Genomic DNA, 18,828 nt, shown 5'->3' with positions numbered 1-18,828 from the left:
AGGAACCGGAATCACTGTCCGCAATTGTTTTTCAGTGCCTCCATATTTTCAAGCTGTCCCGAAGATAAATCGATCCTGCAGCCATCTGTGACCATACTCATAATCAGGTTATCGATAAATACCGGATAGCCTTTTTCAACTGATCCGCAATTGGTATGCTGGATGTTTCGCGGGTTCAGTACAACCGCCATCCCCGACCCTTTGCAGACGGCGTGGTTTCCGTTTTCAATCAGCAGCGCAGTGTCTTCACCCAGCCCGATCCCCAGACAATCCCTCTGCATGGTTACAGCGTGGGCAAGCCTTCCGATCCTTCCCCGGTTCATAAAATGGGTATCTACGATACAGTTTTTTAAGAGACCAAGGCCGGACCCCAGGGTAAGATCGTTTTCCAGTATCGCTTCTTCATCCAGCGCATCACAAATGATGTGTTGAGGCATGCACATGGCTCCGGCACTTGTTCCGGCAATCATAAAGCCCTGTTCACGGACGTATTTTTCGATCAGCAGTGCCATAATAGGAGTTTCTTTAATTTCCTTACAGATCCTGTTCTGATCTCCTCCGGTAAAAAATACGGTTTTTGCCGCTGCTATCCGGTCATAATATTTCCCGGCATTTTCTCTGGAAAGATGGATATAGCCTATATTGGTATAGCCTGTTTCTGCAAAGGTCTTTGCATAGCTTTCGCGCATACTTTCCGGCTCTGAACTGGCAGATGTGATGACTTCTATACGGTCATCATGATGATCAACGAGAAGTTTAAGGATCTGATAAGGTGAAAAATTCTTATTATCCTCTTCAATGGAAACCTGGTTTCCTTTTTTGTCTTCATTACCGCCGATAATGAGTAATTTTCCTTTTGGATTCATTGTTTTTGCTATTTGGTGGTGTATTACCTATTCTCATCCGAAGATAGAGAGAAAGCTCAACAATCTTATTGATCGTAATCAAAACCCGGTGAAATATGGTAGTGATATGGTAGTTGTTGGGTGATTTTATAATGAAAAGAACCTAATGGATGAAAATATTTTTATCAGGGACCTGCTGGAAATACAGAAGGGGTGCGGAAAAAGGTAAGTTTATTTGCCATAAAATACATTATCTAATCAGATATATCTAAAGAGCCGGCCTCGACACTGCGGTATTTAAAGGCCCGGTATATGGATTTTACAGTCAGGACTGTAACTGAATTTCAGCAGTAAACCGCAATTGTATACATGCAAATAAAACCGGCCTATTTTTAACCGGCTGTTTTCAAAAGGATTTTGTAAATTTATAGTTGATGAATTCAATATTCCCTCAATTGATATGATTTCCCAAAACATTTATTTTGACCATAATGCGACCACCAGGCTTGACGAAAATGTATTGCAGGCCATGCTTCCCTTTTTTACGGAACACTATCAAAATCCCGGCAGCAGCCATCTGGCAGGACTTACGGTAAATGAATCGCTTGATCACGCCTACTGGCAGGTAGCAGACCTTATCGGAAGCCGGCCGGATGAAGTGGTGTTTACCTCAGGAGCTACGGAATCTATTAATCTGGCTGTACGGGGAATTTCAAACGGCGAAAGGAATCATCTGATCACTTTATCTGCTGAACATAAAGCTGTTCTGGATACGATAAAGGATCATACCGGTAAAAATAATTCAGCCTGCTCCATCCTTCCCGTTCAAGACGACGGATTGGTGGATCCGGAGCTCCTGGAAGAAGCGATTACGGATAAAACCCTTCTGGTAAGCATCATGCTGGTGAATAACGAGACCGGAACGATCCAAGATATCAAAAGAATCAGCGAATTGGTTCATGCAAAAGGGGCTTTCCTGCTGTGCGATGCTACCCAGGCCGTAGGTAAAATCCCGGTGAATGTTCAGGAGCTGGGCATTGATATGATGGCTTTTTCAGCGCATAAATTTTACGGACCAAAAGGAGTGGGTGCCCTTTATATTTCCAGGAGCGTCAAAAAATATCTGGAGCCTCAGATTACCGGTGGGGGGCAGCAGAAAAACAGGCGGAGCGGCACACTGAATGTCCCGGGAATCATCGGGATGGCCAAAGCCTGTGAGATCGCGAAAGAAAATATGGATCGCAACACCGCTTATGTAGGAATCCTCCGCGATGATCTGGAAAGTAGATTGCTGAAAATCGAGGGGACTGCTGTGAACGGCTCTGTTGAACACCGGATTTTCAATACCTCGAACATGATATTTAAAAATGTATTTTCAGAACTGTTAATTATGGCTTTGCAGCATATTTCGGTATCCAGCGGATCGGCCTGTTCGTCGGTCACTACTGAGCCGTCGCATGTGCTGAAAGGACTGGGATTAAGCGATGAAGATGCTTTATGCTCCATCCGGTTCAGTCTGGGAAAAGATAATACGAAGGAGGAAATTGACGTTGTGGTAAGGAGAATTTCGGAATTGGTGGCACAGTTCAGGGAAGGATAAGATATTGTTGCGCTTCTATTTAACCGTAAGAGCGGACAAAGATATTAATGCTGTTTATTAAAGTGAAATGCTCGAACTGAATAAGCACATAAAAATTTAAAACCTTAAAAAGGTTTGCGAATTCTCTTTGTAATATAAATAAACGATGCGTCAAATCAGAGATTTTTGTACTTCCTGACTTAAACCCATTCCAACGGCTGAGCGGAGCCGGAGCCACATCATCATCTGAGAAATCTGGTAAGCCATAGAAGATTTCTATTGTGATTTGAAGAAATCCAAATACGAATCTTTCCATGCTATTTATTAAAATTATGTTCAGATTTCCTTCATAAATCGTGGATTCAACGCAGCCAGTGACAAATGAGACTTTAAATTATTGTAGAATTATTGATACTTTCTGATCTAACCAAAATCCCGGTGGCTGAGATTACTCGTAGCCACGCCATCCATCATCCGTGAAATTCTGTGTAATTCGCAGCAGACTTTTAATCATACAGCTTAAAATAAATCTTGATTTTATTTATGTTCAAAAATGTGCCGGCTTCGACTGCGCTCAGCCACCAGAAAATTAAATCCGATGTGACTTACGTGTTAAAACAAAGCTATCATCTGTGAAAATCCGTGCGATCCGTAGGAAGCTTTTTGGTTAGTCGTTATAAAAAAACGGGCCGAAGCCCGTTTCTATTGATCTTTTTATTTTGAAAAGATTATTCCAGCAGATAATCGAAATGGATCGGCAGGTCATAAATTCTTTTTCCGGTAGCATGGTAAACCGCATTGGTAATGGCCGGCGGCATTCCTACTCCACCGATTTCCCCAACTCCTTTTACACCGAGATCATTTACGAATTTATCATCTTCCTCAACGAACAGTACCTGTAAATCATGAATATCTGCATGCACAGGAATGTGGTATTCTGCCAGGTCATCATTCATATATTTGCCGAGCCTGTGGTCGGTAATGGTTTCTTCGTGAAGCGCTTTGCTGATTCCCCAGATCATTCCTCCCAACAGCTGGCTTTCAGCCGTTTTAGGATTAATGATTTTCCCGGCAGCTACTGCAGTTAAGGCTCTTTTTACTTCAATTACTCCCAATTCTTCATCGATTTCCACTTCTACAAAAACAGCACTGTGCACGGCGCGCGCCTTTTTTCCATAGGTCAGCGGATTGGGCATTGCTGAGTTTTTGGTGCGGATTTCCTTTCCTCCATTATGCTTCATGATTTCATCATAACCGATTTTTGTTTCAGGATTGTCTTTCAGGACGATATAGCGGTCTTTGAACAGGACATCCTTGAATTTGGCTTCAGAAAAAGCCGATCCTTCCATAGACTTCGCAATCTTCAGCAGTTTTTTATTCAAAGCTTCACAGGCTGCCTGTACCGCCGGGCCAACGGTCGCTGTGGTAAAGGATCCACCCTGGATCGGGGCAAATGCCATCTTGCTGTCGGCATAAGAAAAAGTAACTTCGTCCACCGGTAAGCCAAGCTGATCGGCAGCAATCTGCGTCATTACCGTAAAGGTTCCTGTTCCGATATCGGTAACGGCACTTTGGACCTCTACTTTCCCATCGGCGGTAAGGATGGCTTCTGCCCTTCCTAAAAGCCGGTTGGCGTCCCACATTCCGGTAGCCATTCCATAACCTACCAGTTTGTTTCCCCGCTTCATGCTCCGCGGAACCGGATTCCGCCGGTCCCATCCGAATTGTCTGGCACCCCGGAGATAACATTCCTTCAGTTCTTTGCTGGAATATTCCTTCTCGCTGCTCTGGTCGACCATTGAGTAATTGATCAGTCTCAACTCTACCGGATCGATATTCAGCTGGTAAGCAATTTCATCCATCGTTACTTCAATGGCGTGCATCCCGGTACTTCCGCCGGGCGCCCTCATATCCAGAGGACTGTAAACATCCAGGGGAACCAGTTTATGTTTCAGTAATGTATTTTCAGCAGGATACAGCATATTCGCCCAATTGACTACAATCTCCACATAGTCCTCAAACCGGGAAGTTTCACCGATGGCTTCGTGAAAGATTGCGTTTACCTTTCCGTTTTTATCTGCTCCGAATTTGGTATGCTGTAAGGTCGGCGGACGGTGGCCGATCATGTACATCTGCGCACGGTCCAGGGTTACCCTGACGTTTCTTTTTAAATGCAGTGAGGCCATTACCGCCATGAACAGCTGATGCTGCGGCCGGAGCCCTGATCCGAAACCTCCGCCCACAAACGGCGAAATCACCTGTACATTTTTCATTTTAAGCCCGAAAACATTGGCTACATACATCTGGGAATTGATGGTGCCCTGCGTTTTATCGTAAATTTTTAATTTGCCTTCGCCTTCGTAGATGACGGTTGAAGCATAAAGCTCCATCGGATTGTGATGTTCTGTCCCGTGGCTGAAACGGCTGTCCGTTTTCACAAAAGATTCCTTATAAACGGTATCGAAATCGCCCTTAGGTTTTGGCGGTGGCGGTTTCAGTAAAGAAGCGAGGCCTTTTTTCGGATCCCTGGCTTCTTCAAGATTGGCAGCCATTTCCGTGGCAAATCCTTCCGTTTCATATTCTATTTTTATTTTGGCTGCAGCATAGCGTGCCATTTCAAAAGTTTCGGCAATGACAAGCGCGATCGGCTGGCCGTTATAACGGATGACATTATCCTTTAAAGGTTTAAAAACCGTGCCGGGAGGCGCATCCATGTCTGCATACTGGAAATCAAACCAGGCAGTGGAAGGACGGTTTTCATGCGTTAATATTTCTACAATACCTTCCAGGTCTTTTACGCCGGTGGTATCAATGCTTTTAATTTTCCCTTTGGTCACGTTGCTGTTGACCACATAGCCGTACAAAAGCTCTTCTACATTGTAATCACCGGCATATTTTGCACTGCCCGTCACTTTCAGGGCACCTTCCAGGCGGTGGTGCGGCTGTCCTATCGATGGTAAATTTTTCATAAATAATTTTTGGGTTGGTTTGGATGACTACAAAGAAGGTTTTGCACCCGGTCGCTGGGTTTCAGGCTCAAGGGCCATCATGCAGTTCCTGATAATTGCTTTCTTGGCAAGGTCAATTTTAAAACGGTTGTGCTTAAAGCCCTGCGCTTCTGCTAAAATAAGATCGGCAGCCTGGGCAAAGTTTTCCCTGGAAGGCGCTTTTCCTTTAAGGGACTCTTCAGCTTCCTGGTTACGCCATGGTTTATGCGCTACACCTCCTAAAGCAATCCTCGCTTCGGTAATCTGATCATTCTCAATCTTAAACGCTGTGGCTACTGAAACCAATGCAAATGCATAAGAACTTCTGTCCCTTAGTTTAAGATACGAGTAATATTGTGAAAAATCTTCATCAGGCAAGTCGATTCCGGTGATGATTTCATCCTGTTTCAGGTTGTTATCGATCTCCGGCGTATCTCCCGGCAGCCTGTGGAAGTCTTCAAAATCGATCTGTCTTTTACCCTCTGCACTTTGTACATGCACTTTGGCGTTTAAGGCAGCCAGTGCGACACACATATCGGAAGGAAAAACAGCAATACAATCCTGTGAGTGGCCCAGAATCGCGTGGATGCGGTTGTAGCCTTTAACGGCCGGGCATCCCGATCCGGGTTCCCTCTTGTTGCAGGGAACGGAGTGGTCATAAAAATAATAGCAGCGTGTTTTCTGCAGCAGGTTGCCGCCATTGGTGGCCATATTCCTGATCTGTCCTGAAGCACCCGCCAGAATGGTTTTAGAAAGCAGGGGATATTTCTGTTCGATAACGGGATGATAGGCTGTTGCTGCATTGGTCATTAAAGCGCCAAGACGTACTCCTCCGTTTTCGGTTTCCGACAATTCATCCATTCCCGGGATTCCGTTGAGATCGACCAGCGTATCGGCTTCCACGACAAAATATTTCATCAGGTCGACCAGGTTTGTTCCGCCTGCAATAGCCTTATTTCCGGTATTTTCTTTCAGCAATACCGATGCAGCGGTTACCTCTTTTGTTTTGGTATAGGAAAAATTATTCATTCTGCTTCGTTTTTTACGGCCATGATGGCATTGATAATTCCTCTGTTGGCTCCGCAGCGGCAAAGGTTTCCGCTCATCAGGTCCTGTACATCCTCCCGGGTTTCCGCTTTGCCTTCTTCCAGAAGACCGACGGCACTGCAGATCTGCCCCGGCGTACAATAACCGCACTGGAAAGCATCATGCTCGATAAATGCTTTCTGTACCGGATGTAAATGATCAGGGCTGCCGATCCCTTCAATAGTGGTTACTTCGCAACCGTCTTTCATTACTGCCAGCGTAAGGCAGCTTAACACCCTTCTGCCGTCTACCAATACGGTGCAGGCTCCGCATTGTCCGTGGTCGCAGCCTTTTTTGGTACCGGTAAGGTCTAGGGTATGTCTGAGGGCATCCAGAAGAGATACCCAGGGCTTGAGCTCAAGCCGGTGCTGATGTCCGTTCACCGTTAAGGCAACCGACTGATTATTCTGATCAGGCATAATATTGAGATTTGGTTTTGAAATGTTTTTATGCAAAAAAAGAACCGCAATCTTATGATTACGGTATAGTGAGGTTAGGTAAAAATTACAGGGATTTCTATTTACCGTGTCCGCAGATTGATCATGCTGGAATGTGATGCCCGCCAATTATCATAATTAAAGTCTGTCATTCCATATAAATAACAGATTTTCAAATACAAACAATATTTTAATTCCTGAAAATCATTATTAAAAAAGCAGTCAGATCGTCCATTGTCTTCCGGTATTAAGAATGGATCTAAATTTCTTTTATCCTTCAATCTAAAACAGATTAAATGGATAATGAAGATTTTAATGAACTTTTAAAATTGGAAGCACCGCTTATATTTACTTCATCCCAAGTCTATTTTTCAGCTTATTCGAGAAAAAGGAAAAAATCTAAAATTTTGCTCTATAATTTTTTAATGCAAAGCCTGAAGATCACTTTCCACCACTATAAGAAGCATAAAGGATCAGCAAGCTTGATCTGACGAAGCGTTCGCATGATTAACCTGCTTCATCAGCGCTTTAAGTTTACGAATAGTAAATCCATCAGTGATCAGTATCGTTTATCAATCATCACTACTCATGTCTTTTTCCTTTTTTCACTTCAAAAACATGCAGGACCTGTGGAAACAGCGATTGCATGTATTCGGTGGCGCCTTTTTCAGAACCGGGAAAGGTCAGGACTAATGTTTCTCCGCTGAAGCCGGCAATTCCTCTGGATAGCATGGAAGTCTTGATGCGATCCTGGCCATACGCCCGGGCAGTCTCCATAATTCCGGGAAGCGGCCTGTCGATCATGGATTGCAAAGCATCGGGAGTGACGTCCCTTGGTGAAACGCCTGTCCCTCCGGTAAAAATGACCAGATCCGATTCATCTTTCCTGTATTCCGAAAGGGCCTGCTGAATGGCTTCCACCTCATCAGGAACGATCAGGTAATCAACGTCTGTGAATCCGTGTTCCTCCAGCTTCCGGACAATTGCTTTTCCTGATGTATCTTCATTCTTTCCCTGATAGACCGTATCTGAACAGACCACCACCGCAGCTTTTAATCCGCCGGACATATATTTTTTATCATCGGATTTTCCGCCTTTCTTTTCCAGCAGCCTGATGTTTTGGATTTCTACTTTTTTATCGATGGGTTTCAGCATATCGTACATTACCAATGCCGCTACCGATGCGCCGTGCATGGCTTCCACTTCCACTCCGGTTTTGTAGATGGTATGCACTTCCACCGATATGATGATCGATAAATCTTCAATTTCATAGGTTACCGCCGTATATTCTACCGGCAGCGGATGGCAGTCGGGAATCACATCACTGGTTTTCTTTACGCCGAACAGTGCCGCAGCCCTCGAGAATTCAAAAATGTCCCCTTTCGGGACCTTCCGTTGCTGAACGGCGTCAATGGTGGCCTGAGATGAAGTTTTAACCGTAGCAGTTGCGATCGCCTTACGCAGCGTTGATGATTTATGGGTAATGTTGACCATTTTAAGAGTTTAAAGTTTTGGTTCAAAGTTTAAGGTTGATATGCAAAATTTTTAGAACCAGTTTAAATTTATTTAAGGAAGTTAATACAGTAAAGGACAGGCAGGTGAATTGAATTTTCAAGTAATATTTTATTTAACAACAATGCCATTTTATTCAATATCATAAGTTTTCTATTGACATAGTAAACTTCCAGCCTCCCGCATCCCTCTTCCGGCCTATCAATCAGCTTTAAGCCGGAACTGAAAGAATATACTTTTACATCAATTCAACTGTTTACTGATTGACCTTCCATTGATGGGAATCATCTTCGAAAATCTCCCGGCCCCAGACCGGAAGTTCTTTTTTGATGCGTTCTACCAGTTCGTTGCAGCTTTCCATCGCCGCCAGACGGTGCTTTGACGAAGTGAATACAAACAGGCAGATTTCTCCGGCCCTGATGGTACCCAGACTATGGTACACATGCATGCAGGTAAGATCATATTTGGTGAAAATCTCTTCCCGGATCCGGTGCATTTTTTCAAGTGCCATTTCTTCATAGGCCGTATATTCAATAGCTGCTACGGGCTTTTCGTCTACGACATCTTCCCGGATCTGGCCGAGAAAAATACCGTGCGCCCCGATGTTCTTTTTAGCGGAATGTTTCGCAATGCTCTCTGAAATAAACAGCGGATCAATAGCGCCTTCCTTAAATATATTTTTAATCTCTTTTTGCATTCTGTTTCTGTGTTAAAGCCAGGATCCCTCCTTCAAGATGGCTCGGTTGGTATGGTGTTTTCCGGTTTCGTATAAAAATTTCTGCGGCTTTCAGACTGCGGGTTCCACCCTGGCAGAAAAATGCAATTCTTTTTTCCGGAATTTCATTTAAATTGTCTTCCAGCTGCGATAAGGGAATATGAAGATGGGGGAAACCGGCATCCGGAAGCTCACCCTGTTCCCTTACATCGATAGCTGTAATTTCATCTGTTTTTATTTTACTTAAAAAATTTTCAGGATCCAGCGCCTCGATCTCCGGATGAGATAATCCGCAAAGAAATTGATAATCTGTTTTTTCAAGTTCTTCCCGGTTTCTTGGAATCAGCTTTTCCGAATCTATGCTTTTCGATAATTCAAGGATTATCGTTTCGTAGGTAAGCATATTGAATGTCAGGAGCTGAGCGGTCAATCGGTTTCCGATTCCGGCAATATACTTGATGGCTTCATTGGCCTGCATCATTCCGATCATGCCTGGCAGTACCCCCAGCACGCCTGCCACATTGCAGTCCTGAACTTCTCCGGGATGCGGAGGTTCCGGAAAAAGGTCACGGTAAGTGATGTATTGTCCGAGATCATTATATCCGAAAACCGCAACTTGGCCTTCATACCGAGAGACCGCGCCGAAAACCAAAGGCTTCTGCAGGAGGTAGCAGGTATCACTGATCAGATAGCGGGTGGCAAAATTATCCGTGGCATCCACTACCAGGTCATATCCTGAAATCAGATCCCAGACATTTGATGCGGTAACTTCTTCGGTATATGCCGTAATGGCAATTTCCGGATTTAAAGCTTTAAGTTTCCCGGATGCCGTCACCGCTTTCAGTTCCCCGACTTCTGCGGTCGTGTAAAGCGTCTGCCTCTGCAGGTTGCTCAGTGAAATCCGGTCATGATCAACAATGCCGATCGTCCCGATGCCCGCCGCTGCCAGATACTGCAGAACGGGACAGCCCAATCCGCCGGCACCAATCACAAGAATTTTTGCCTTTAAAAGTTTTTCCTGTCCTGCTTTTCCAAATCCTGAAAGACTGAAATGCCTGGAATACCGGTCGTTCTGCTGTTCCATATTATCCTCCTGAATAGGGCGGCATCAGGGCTACCGTGTCATTATTACTTAGTACTGTATTTTCTTCAGTAACCTTTTTGTTAACGGCCACTGCAAATTTCATATCGGCGAGCTGCGGAAACTGTACCGCTAACTGCTCTTTTAAAGCATCGGTATCAGATGCCGTGACAGAAAATTCTTTTCCTGTGATTTCGGCGATCTTCCCGAAGGCTATTGCTTTCACTTCCATATCAATCTGCTTTTTTAATAATAATTTCCGAAAGATTTTTAACGTATCTTCTTCCTGTTGCCCGGTCTCCCGGTGTAATCAGGGTGATTCCTTCTTTTGTTCCGTAAGCCGGAGTTCCGTTGTTACTGGTTATCAGCATGATGCGATCACCTGCTTCTGTATTAAACAGTTCGTTCCATGAATAGACTGCTTTATACCCGTCTTCCGCCATACATACGAGATAAAAAGTGCTGAGTTCTTTCGGTGTCGGGGCATTAAAACTGACCTGACTTAAAACATCTTTAAGCAAAACGCCTTTCAGGTTTTTAAGGTTTTTCTTAAACTCCATTTTATGGTTCAGGATGTCGATGCTTTTCACTTCATGCAAAGGGTATTTTTTCAGATCTTCACCGGTAACTGTTACCGGCTTGCTAATATCCCCTTTTATGGCTACTGAAATTTTCTGTGCATGCAGACATACGGTTAAAAATACGAATAAGGTGGCGAAATATTTCATTTTTTTTAAGCTTTGGTAAGTAAAAGTTTGTAGGAAGCCATCAGCAGAACTGTAGCGAGCACGTATTTCAAAACATTCTGGTTAAACCTTTTAGATCCTAAATAAGCCCCCAACAGCCCTCCGGTAAAAGCAACAATGACGTATATAAACATGTTGTCGGTAAATTTGATTCCCTGGGTCAGCATCCCGCCCAATCCGGAAAGCGAATTCACAAATATAAAGGCTGCACTGATGGCTGCCGTCTGTTTCTGGTTCGTCCATTTAAGCAACAGTAAAATCGGGGAAAGAATAATTCCGCCTCCAATCCCGATCATCCCGGATAATAGTCCGACAACACCGCCGGTAACCACTGCTACGGCAATATTCTGTTCCTTCAGCTCATGATCCTCCGTATTACGGAAAAAGAAAAACCGGATGACCGGAAACAGCAGAAGTATACCCAGAATACGTTTGTAAATATTTTCTTCCACCGTCATCATCCCGCCGATAAAGGCAAGTGGTATGGAAGCGGCGGCAATGGGAATAAATAGTTTTTTTGAAAAATATCCGCCGCGGTAATACTGAATAAACGACGTGAGTGATACAAACAGGTTCAGGACCAGAGCCGTGGGCTTCATTTCTTCAGGAGCCACTCCATACAGCGCCATCAGCGCAAGATAGCCGCTGGCTCCGCCATGGCCTACGGCGGCATAAAAAAATGCAACGACAAAAAGGACGGCATAAAATAGTTCTATACTCATTAATTCTTCTTTAATTTAAATTATACCGGCAACAAGTGGATTTCCACAGCATCGCCTTTCTTACATCCTGTTGATTCTTCAGGCAGTACCAGAAAACAATTGGCCTGCGCAAAAGAATGCAGCCGGTACGATTCCTGGGCATGGAGCGGCGTGACCGTTCCTTCTTCATAAAAAGCTTTCAGGAAATGTGTCAGGCCTACAGGTTTTGTATAATCATGGATCGCCACTGCACTGAGTTTCTGTACTGAATTTCTTAATCCTGAAAGCTGTTCAACGGCCGGAAGGACATATTCGTAAAAACAGGTCAGCGAAGAAGAGGGATTTCCCGGCAGCCCGAATACCAGCTTTTCTTTCCGGGTTCCGAAAAATAATGGTTTTCCGGGTTTCTGCCTGATCTTATGGAATTTTTCTTCGATGCCGCAATGTTTTGCAGCCTGGGTTACGAAATCATAATCCCCGACACTCACGCCTCCGTTGAGCAAAACCATATCGCTTACTTCCAACGCCTGTTCCAGAATTTGCTGCAACGTTTCAGGATCATCTTCAGCCCTGAAAATATGGATTTCTTTAACGCCTGCCTTTTCCAATGCTGCTTTAAGCTGATAGGAATTTGCTTCATACACCTGTCCGAAAACCAGTTCATTCCCCGGATCCTGCAGTTCGTTCCCGGTTAAAATAACGGCGACTACAGGCGGATGATATACCTCAACCTTGTCCTTTCCTATTCCGGCCAGAAATCCAATCGCTGCCGGACTCAGCACGGTTCCTGCGGCCATGGCAACAGCGCTCTGTTTCACTTCTGATCCTTTCAGGCGTACGTTCAGTCCGAGGCTCAGGTTCTCATCATGAATAACCAGTCTATTATTTTCTACCGTTACCTTCTCCTGCATCACGACGGTATCGGCTCCTTCAGGAAGAGGTGCCCCGGTAAAAATCCTGGAAGCCTGTCCGCTTTTTATGTGTAAAGCCACCGTAGTTCCGGCCGCCATCTCACCGCTAATCTCCAGCGGCAGGTCTTTATCTTCAAATTTTAAAGCATAGCCATCCATCGAGGACTGCGGAAAGCCCGGGATATCGGTACCGGCAATCACGTCTGAGGACGTAACCAGGCCTGCCGCTTCAGAAAGCGGTAATACTGTTGTTTTCCTTTCCGGTAAATGATTAATAATCATCTGTTTTGCTTCTGTAACTGAAATCATGGATTGATTATTTTTTTATAGTCTTCAGGGGTGTCAATATCCCATGAGCCTTGCTCAAATGATATAGAATCGGTATCATCTTTATGTTGCTGAATCAGCTTCCGGGCTCCTTCCTGACCTTTCAGGTTTAATAATTCTTGTATATAAGAACCGCTGAAAAGCACCGGAACGCCTAATGTTTCTGCATAAGCCGATGCCACAATTCCTTTCGGTGAAGTGCTTTTTTTCTCAATTAAAGCTTCGAAAACAGAAGCACTGATAAAAGGCTGATCGCAAACCGTAAAAATAAACTGCTCTGTCTCCGGAAAACGTTGTAAAGTTTCCTGCAATCCGGTTTTGAGGGAAGAGGCCATGCCTTCCGCCCAGCTTTCATTCCGGATGTAATGAAAGCCGGTAATCTGTTCTGTGATATCCGGATTTTCTTCTCCCGTTACTATAAGCACTTTTGGGGTTACCAATAAGGCTTCGTCGGCGGTATGACGTAACAGGGTTTTTCCTTTATAAGGCAAGAGTTGTTTGGGCTCGCCCAACCGGGATGAATTTCCTGCTGCCAGGATGATGATTGCTGCTTTATCTTCCATTATCCTCCGATGGTTATCATGCTGCGGTTTTCGATTTTCGCGGCATCAATATTCTGGAATAAGCCTTCAAACTGACCGCCCAGTGCTTTGGCTTTAGCAATAATAGTTGACTGAATCAATGGTTTAATATCTTCTCCTTCCCGTAATGCGGACAAAAGATCGGTTTCCCCTTTTGAAAACAGGCAGTTTTTAAGCTTCCCGTCTGCCGTTAACCTGATCCTGTTGCAGGAAGAACAAAACGGAGCACTCATTGTACTGATAACGGCAAAATTACCGGTGAATCCCGGTATTTTAAATCTTTTTGCCGTATCATGTGCTTCATGGGGTAACGCGGTGAGATCGTATTTAGTTTGTACTTCACTAAGAATTTCTTCCAGCGTTACGACCTGGTTGCTGGTCCACCGGTTACCGCTAAACGGCATAAATTCGATAAACCGTACTTCTATATTGTGATGCCGGGTCATTTCAACAAAATCATTGATTTCTTTGTCATTGAGGTCCTTCATCATCACCACATTGATCTTTACGCGGAAATTATTTTCCAGTAAAACGGCAATGCTTTCTTTTACTTTATCAAAAAGATCTCTTCGTGTGATTCTATGAAACTTTGCCGGATCCAGGGTATCCAGACTGATGTTGACGGTTTTTACTTTCGCGGCCAACAGTTGCGGCAACAGTTCTTTTACCCGAACCCCGTTGGTGGTAATGGCCAGTTCGATGCCCAGTTTTCCCAGTTTTTCCAGAATCAGCGGTGCGTCCTTCCGTACCAGCGGTTCTCCGCCGGTCAGTCTAATTTTTTTAATCCCGGCAGCTACGAAAATTTTGGCAATTGTTTCAATCTCGTCAGGCTGCATCAGCCTGGAAGCCGGCGCAAAGGCATGTTTCTCATCCGGCATGCAGTAGAAACACCGGAGATTGCAGTTGTCGGTGAGTGAAATCCTGAGGTAGTCGTGGACGCGTCCGAATGTATCCGTAATCATATTATTGGGGATCACCACTGATGGCGTGGTGAATTTTATCTTTTTTGTATCGCAATGAATTTCCTTTTTTCCCTTCCAGCACCGCTTTGATTTCAGCAGCAACGGACAGGGCTATTTCTTCCGAGGTTTCCGCCCCGATATCGAGTCCGACAGGCCCGTAGATCCTCTGCATCTGCTCTTCGGAAACCTCAGTATTTTCTTCCGCCAGGTCACTGAGCATACGGTTCAGCTTTGATTTCGGACCCAGAACACCTATGTAGCGGTTGTCACGGCTCAGCATATTTTTTAAGACCGTAAGATCGTACCGGTAATTGTGGGTCATCAATACCACAAAGGTATATTCGTCCACAACGATTTCGTTTAAAAAATCTTCGGCACCGACCACTTTTACCGTTTTCGCCAAGGGAAACCGTTTTTCCGTAGCATGGCTTACGCGGCCTTCTCCTACCGTTGTTTCCCAACCCATGACGGATGCGATTTCTACGAGCGGTTTCACATCATTTCCGGCGCCTGCGATAACCAGGGATATGACAGGTGGAAGGTATTCGATCAACGCTTCACACGAAACATTTTCATGAACAATGCTTTTAACAGCAGACAACCGGCTTTCAAAAACTTTTTCTACATCCTGAATTAAATGATCCAGATGATGGCTTTTGGGCCAGACTGTATGCTGACTGTAAAAAAGAACCGTTCCGATCTGGGTTTGTCCTCTCTCCAATGAGAAAAGACAGGTCAGCACCGAATCCCGGCGTTCTTCCGTAGCCCTGATCAGCAAGTCTACCGCATGGTTTTGATCATAGTCTATAAACTCAAATAAAATATGCACAATGCCGTTACAGCCGAGCTGTACCCCGAAATCCGAGTCTTCTTCATTGCTGGTATCGTAGGTAATCAGCTTGTTCTGCTGCTGGTGAATGGCGAGCAGCGCTTTTTTTAAAGCATCTCCTTCCAGGCATCCTCCGCTGATCGCGCCCGTCAGTTCACCGTCCTCGGTTACCAGCATTCGGGCTCCGGGCTGCCGGTACGAAGAGCCTTCGACCTTGACCACTGTTGCCAAAGCTGTCTTTTTATTTGCCGCTTTTGCATTTTGGTAAGCCTGTATTATGTCATTGATTTCTTTCATAAGGTATTCGGTTCGGTCTTACAAATGCCATTACAGGCAATGGCAAAACGAATTTCCGTTCATTATTTCACCGGATGACCATAAGGTATCAAAAATTAAGCTAATCCCGGTTGCTGCCTGAAAAAACTGTTAAATGTGATCGCGAAAATGAAAGTCACCCAACACAACAGCTTATCATCATCCTGATTATTAGAGGCTTTTTCCAATTTAGGCTAATTACTTTTATTTAGCATTTACCTGAAATCAGAACCTTAAACCTTGTCATAAAATTGAATCTTTTGAATCTGTTTAGGCAGATCAGGCATATTCAGTAGATTGTATTTGTATCTGACCAATCATCAGCGTCCGGAGAGATTATCTTCTTAAAGTTAAATTTAGATAGACCCTTAGTAAAACAGCAACCGACCGTCAAGAATCCGGCCGGTAAAATGAAATATTCTTATAATTTTGCCAGATCAAAAGGCAGGGTCCTTATTCTTTTTCCGGTAAGGTCGAAAATGGCATTGGCCAATGCCGGGGCAAACGGCGGCAGTCCCGGTTCCCCTACTCCGCCTGCATCTTCTTTATTTTCCATGATATATACCTCAACCGGCGGGATATCGTAAATTCTTGGCAACGGATAGGTATTGTAGTTCGTCAGATCGGCTTTTCCATCGGTAAAAGTCTGCTCATGCATGGTAGCCCCCAACGCCATGACAATGGATCCTTCCACCTGGGCTTCGATAATATCGGGGTTAACATACCAGCCGCAGTCGATCACCGCCCAGACCTTATCGATCTTCACGCCTCCGCCTTTGCGTTTGGATACTTTAACGACCTGTCCGACGGTGCTTTTGAAACACTCGGTGATGGCAATTCCGTACCCTTCCTGCAGTCCGCTGCTCTTCCACTGGCTGACCTGTTTAAGTTTATCAATCAGCTTCCGGGTCCTTTCGTCCTCCATATACTGTCTTCTGAACTCCAGGGAATCCATGCCCATACTGCGGGCAATTTCATCCATGAAACTTTCATAGGCAAAACCGTTGGTAGAAGCATAAACGGATCTCCACCACAATACCGGTACAGGCGTTTCAAAAGGAATGTCTGAAAATTTTATATTTTTAATGGTCTTAAAATACGGTTCCATGAAGCCTTCCGTCGTGCTGGGGTTAGCGCTTCCTTTTTTGCCGCTCTGCCAGTGGTTGATGTTCTGCCCGACCATTCTGAATTTAAGATCCGTTAATTTGCCGTTTTCGATAATCCCTTCTCCACGGTAGGAAACTCCGGGCCTGAAAGGTCCCTGGGTTGCATCATCTTCCCGTGACCAGACTACCTGTACCGGTGCATTGATCCTTTTGGAAATGGCTACCGCTTCATTGGGAAAGTCGGTAAAAGCTTTTCTTCCGAAGCCCCCGCCCAGGAAGGTCATGTTAACGGTTACATTTTTTGCATCGATATTAAATGCTTTGGCCACATCTTTCTGGATCCAGTCCGGAGCCTGGATTGGTCCCCAGATTTCGATTTTATCCTTCTGGTAATGGGCAATACAATTGATCGGCTCAATGGCAAGATGCGATTGGTATGGGGTGGTGTAAACCGCTTCAATTTTCTTTCTGCTTCCGTTAGCCGTTACATTTACAGAGCCCTGTTCCTTGGCGGTGAGCCCTTCTTCCATCAGGAGCAATTCCTGATGTTTTTTATAAATAGCCTGGGTATTCACATGCTCAAACCCGGAATCGTCCCAGACTACCTTTAAAGCTTTCCGGCCTTCAAGGGCCGCCCAGCTGTTATCTGCAATCACTGCCACCCCTTCACGGTCGGTATCCCAGACTTTCATGATGACTTTGATGACGTCTTTCACCCCTTTTATTTTACGGGTCTGAGAATCGTCAAAGCTTGCCACCTTTCCCCGAAGTCGCGGATTACGTTCTACAGATGCGAAAAGCATCCCCGGAAGTCTTTTATCCAGGCCGAATACGGCAGCTCCGTTTGTTTTTAAATGGGTATCTATTCTTTTAACCGGTTTTCCGATAATTTTATATTCCGAACGTTGTTTGAGCTCCACTTTTTCAGGAGGGGTAAGTTTGGAGGCTTCCGCAACCAGCTCGCCGTAATGGAACTTCCTGGAAGTTTTTTCGTGAATGATATTTCCGCTTCGGGCAACGCATTCCGACAACGGAACATTCCACCGTTTTGCCGCTGCCCGACGCAGCATTTCGCGTGCGGTGGCGCTTAATTTCAAAAGGTTTTTATAGGAAGTCCTGATCGTAGAGCTTCCTCCGGTGATCTGGCTTCCGTATTTCGTACTTCCCTGCGCAAAGATCACGTCCACCTGGCTGAGATCCACTTCGAGTTCTTCTGCAATAATCTGCGGCACGGAATGATAGGAACCCTGTCCCATTTCCGCCCGGTGATCCACCAGTGAAATCCTGCCTGACGTATTGATGATAATCCATGCATTCATTTCGAAATTTTCTGCCAAAGCAGCACCTTCTGTAATGACGGATGCTTTTGAAATTCCGGGAAATATCCCCAGACATAAAGCGGCCCCTCCCAGTCCTGCCAGCTGCAGGAATTTTCTTCTTGAAAAATCTGTTTCTTTAGACATATTCCTGTATTATTTAGCAGGAGCATAGGCTCCGGTGGTTAACCATGTGATCCAGGCTTTTTTAAACTGCGCGTGGGTTAAAGGCGGTTTCTTCAGTCCGTCTGCCGGGTTGAAACCTGCCAGTACCAAACCGTCATCGGCATGCTTGATGAGATCTTCTATATTTTTGTTGCCGTTTTCTTTTTTATTGAGTAGCTGTTTGGCCAGCTCACGGGCGGTCTTTCCTTCGAAGACCATCTTCATATCGGCCGGCGGAAGATGCCACTTCGGATTTCCGGGCGGCATGTGCAGTCCCGGCGTATTTTCATCCTGATGACAGTTGGCACATTTCATCGCGTACAGGCCTTTACCGTCTGGCCCGCGCTGCGGATACATCTGGTGAACATGGCTGTCGTCGCCCTGCAAAGGAATATCCCCTGCCGGATGGCAATTGAGGCAGCGCGGGCTCATGAGTACTTTATACACTTCACCGAATGCTTTTACCGAAGCGATGCTGTCTTTTTTTATTACGGAAACGGGAGAATAGGTTTTGCTCACATTCCGGCTTACCATTCCGAAGGCACTGGCAGAAATAGCCACCACGAAGAATCCCTGAAACAGATGTCCCGGTTTTATTTTTATCTTTTTGAAAAATGTTATCATAAT

General features: G+C 45.0%; 18 protein-coding genes. 1 reads left to right on the top strand and 17 read right to left on the bottom strand.

What is annotated here, in order from left to right; all coding sequences use genetic code 11:
- Positions 1-11: 11 nt before the first annotated feature.
- The gene (locus FY557_RS05715) at positions 12-866 is read right to left on the bottom strand and encodes a cyanophycinase (protein ID WP_149246328.1); all 855 of its coding nucleotides are present in this window, start codon (positions 864-866) and stop codon (positions 12-14) included.
- Between the two features lie 439 nt (positions 867-1,305).
- Here FY557_RS05715 and FY557_RS05710 point away from each other — a divergent pair, with 439 nt between their 5' ends.
- Entirely contained in the window at positions 1,306-2,445 is a 1,140-nt protein-coding gene (locus FY557_RS05710) for a cysteine desulfurase family protein (RefSeq protein ID WP_149246327.1), read from the top strand.
- Between the two features lie 19 nt (positions 2,446-2,464).
- Here FY557_RS05710 and FY557_RS05705 read toward each other — a convergent pair whose 3' ends face one another.
- The 16 genes from FY557_RS05705 to FY557_RS05630 all read right to left on the bottom strand — a co-directional run bounded on the left by FY557_RS05705 (position 2,465) and on the right by FY557_RS05630 (position 18,825).
- Positions 2,465-2,740 (bottom strand): hypothetical protein, encoded by a 276-nt coding sequence (locus FY557_RS05705; RefSeq protein ID WP_149246326.1) that lies wholly within the window; start codon positions 2,738-2,740, stop codon positions 2,465-2,467.
- A 412-nt stretch (positions 2,741-3,152) separates the two neighbouring features.
- Complete coding sequence (locus FY557_RS05700; RefSeq protein WP_149246325.1) at positions 3,153-5,393, bottom strand: xanthine dehydrogenase family protein molybdopterin-binding subunit; 2,241 nt, start codon at positions 5,391-5,393, stop codon at positions 3,153-3,155.
- 27 nt (positions 5,394-5,420) lie between these two features.
- Positions 5,421-6,440: an FAD binding domain-containing protein gene (locus FY557_RS05695; protein WP_149246324.1), complete on the bottom strand. Its 1,020-nt coding sequence runs from the start codon at positions 6,438-6,440 to the stop codon at positions 5,421-5,423.
- Complete coding sequence (locus tag FY557_RS05690; protein WP_149246323.1) at positions 6,437-6,916, bottom strand: (2Fe-2S)-binding protein; 480 nt, start codon at positions 6,914-6,916, stop codon at positions 6,437-6,439. The genes FY557_RS05695 and FY557_RS05690 overlap by 4 nt, the downstream gene beginning before the upstream one ends.
- 600 nt (positions 6,917-7,516) lie before the next feature.
- A complete protein-coding gene (gene moaCB, locus FY557_RS05685; RefSeq protein WP_149246322.1) occupies positions 7,517-8,428 on the bottom strand; it encodes a bifunctional molybdenum cofactor biosynthesis protein MoaC/MoaB in 912 nt (303 codons plus the stop codon).
- Positions 8,429-8,702: 274 nt separating this feature from the next.
- Entirely contained in the window at positions 8,703-9,143 is a 441-nt protein-coding gene (locus FY557_RS05680) for a molybdenum cofactor biosynthesis protein MoaE (protein WP_149246321.1), read from the bottom strand.
- A complete protein-coding gene (locus tag FY557_RS05675) occupies positions 9,127-10,245 on the bottom strand; it encodes a HesA/MoeB/ThiF family protein (RefSeq protein ID WP_149246320.1) in 1,119 nt (372 codons plus the stop codon). Before FY557_RS05675 ends, FY557_RS05680 begins: the two co-directional genes overlap by 17 nt.
- A gap of 1 nt (position 10,246) precedes the next feature.
- Complete coding sequence (locus FY557_RS05670) at positions 10,247-10,474, bottom strand: MoaD/ThiS family protein (protein WP_149246319.1); 228 nt, start codon at positions 10,472-10,474, stop codon at positions 10,247-10,249.
- Position 10,475: 1 nt separating this feature from the next.
- Positions 10,476-10,970 (bottom strand): molybdopterin-binding protein, encoded by a 495-nt coding sequence (locus tag FY557_RS05665; protein WP_228451715.1) that lies wholly within the window; start codon positions 10,968-10,970, stop codon positions 10,476-10,478.
- A gap of 5 nt (positions 10,971-10,975) precedes the next feature.
- Positions 10,976-11,710, bottom strand: a complete 735-nt coding sequence (locus tag FY557_RS05660; RefSeq protein WP_149246318.1) for a sulfite exporter TauE/SafE family protein — start codon at positions 11,708-11,710, stop codon at positions 10,976-10,978.
- Positions 11,711-11,730: 20 nt separating this feature from the next.
- Positions 11,731-12,909 (bottom strand): gephyrin-like molybdotransferase Glp, encoded by a 1,179-nt coding sequence (gene glp / locus FY557_RS05655; protein WP_149246317.1) that lies wholly within the window; start codon positions 12,907-12,909, stop codon positions 11,731-11,733.
- Entirely contained in the window at positions 12,906-13,490 is a 585-nt protein-coding gene (locus FY557_RS05650) for an NTP transferase domain-containing protein (RefSeq protein ID WP_149246316.1), read from the bottom strand. Before FY557_RS05650 ends, glp begins: the two co-directional genes overlap by 4 nt.
- The gene (moaA, locus tag FY557_RS05645) at positions 13,490-14,470 is read right to left on the bottom strand and encodes a GTP 3',8-cyclase MoaA (RefSeq protein ID WP_149246315.1); all 981 of its coding nucleotides are present in this window, start codon (positions 14,468-14,470) and stop codon (positions 13,490-13,492) included. The genes FY557_RS05650 and moaA overlap by 1 nt, the downstream gene beginning before the upstream one ends.
- Position 14,471: 1 nt before the next feature.
- On the bottom strand, positions 14,472-15,596 hold the full coding sequence (locus FY557_RS05640) for an XdhC family protein (RefSeq protein WP_149246314.1): 1,125 nt from the start codon (positions 15,594-15,596) through the stop codon (positions 14,472-14,474).
- A 439-nt stretch (positions 15,597-16,035) separates the two neighbouring features.
- Complete coding sequence (locus FY557_RS05635) at positions 16,036-18,183, bottom strand: xanthine dehydrogenase family protein molybdopterin-binding subunit (protein ID WP_149246313.1); 2,148 nt, start codon at positions 18,181-18,183, stop codon at positions 16,036-16,038.
- A gap of 9 nt (positions 18,184-18,192) precedes the next feature.
- Complete coding sequence (locus FY557_RS05630) at positions 18,193-18,825, bottom strand: hypothetical protein (protein WP_149246312.1); 633 nt, start codon at positions 18,823-18,825, stop codon at positions 18,193-18,195.
- Positions 18,826-18,828 lie beyond the last annotated feature (3 nt).

Origin of the sequence: Chryseobacterium sp. SN22 (genome assembly GCF_008329705.1) — a bacterium.
GTDB lineage: Bacteria > Bacteroidota > Bacteroidia > Flavobacteriales > Weeksellaceae > Chryseobacterium.
The sequence above is the reverse complement of the archived record's forward strand: the minus strand, read 5'-3'. Positions and strand labels throughout refer to the sequence as shown.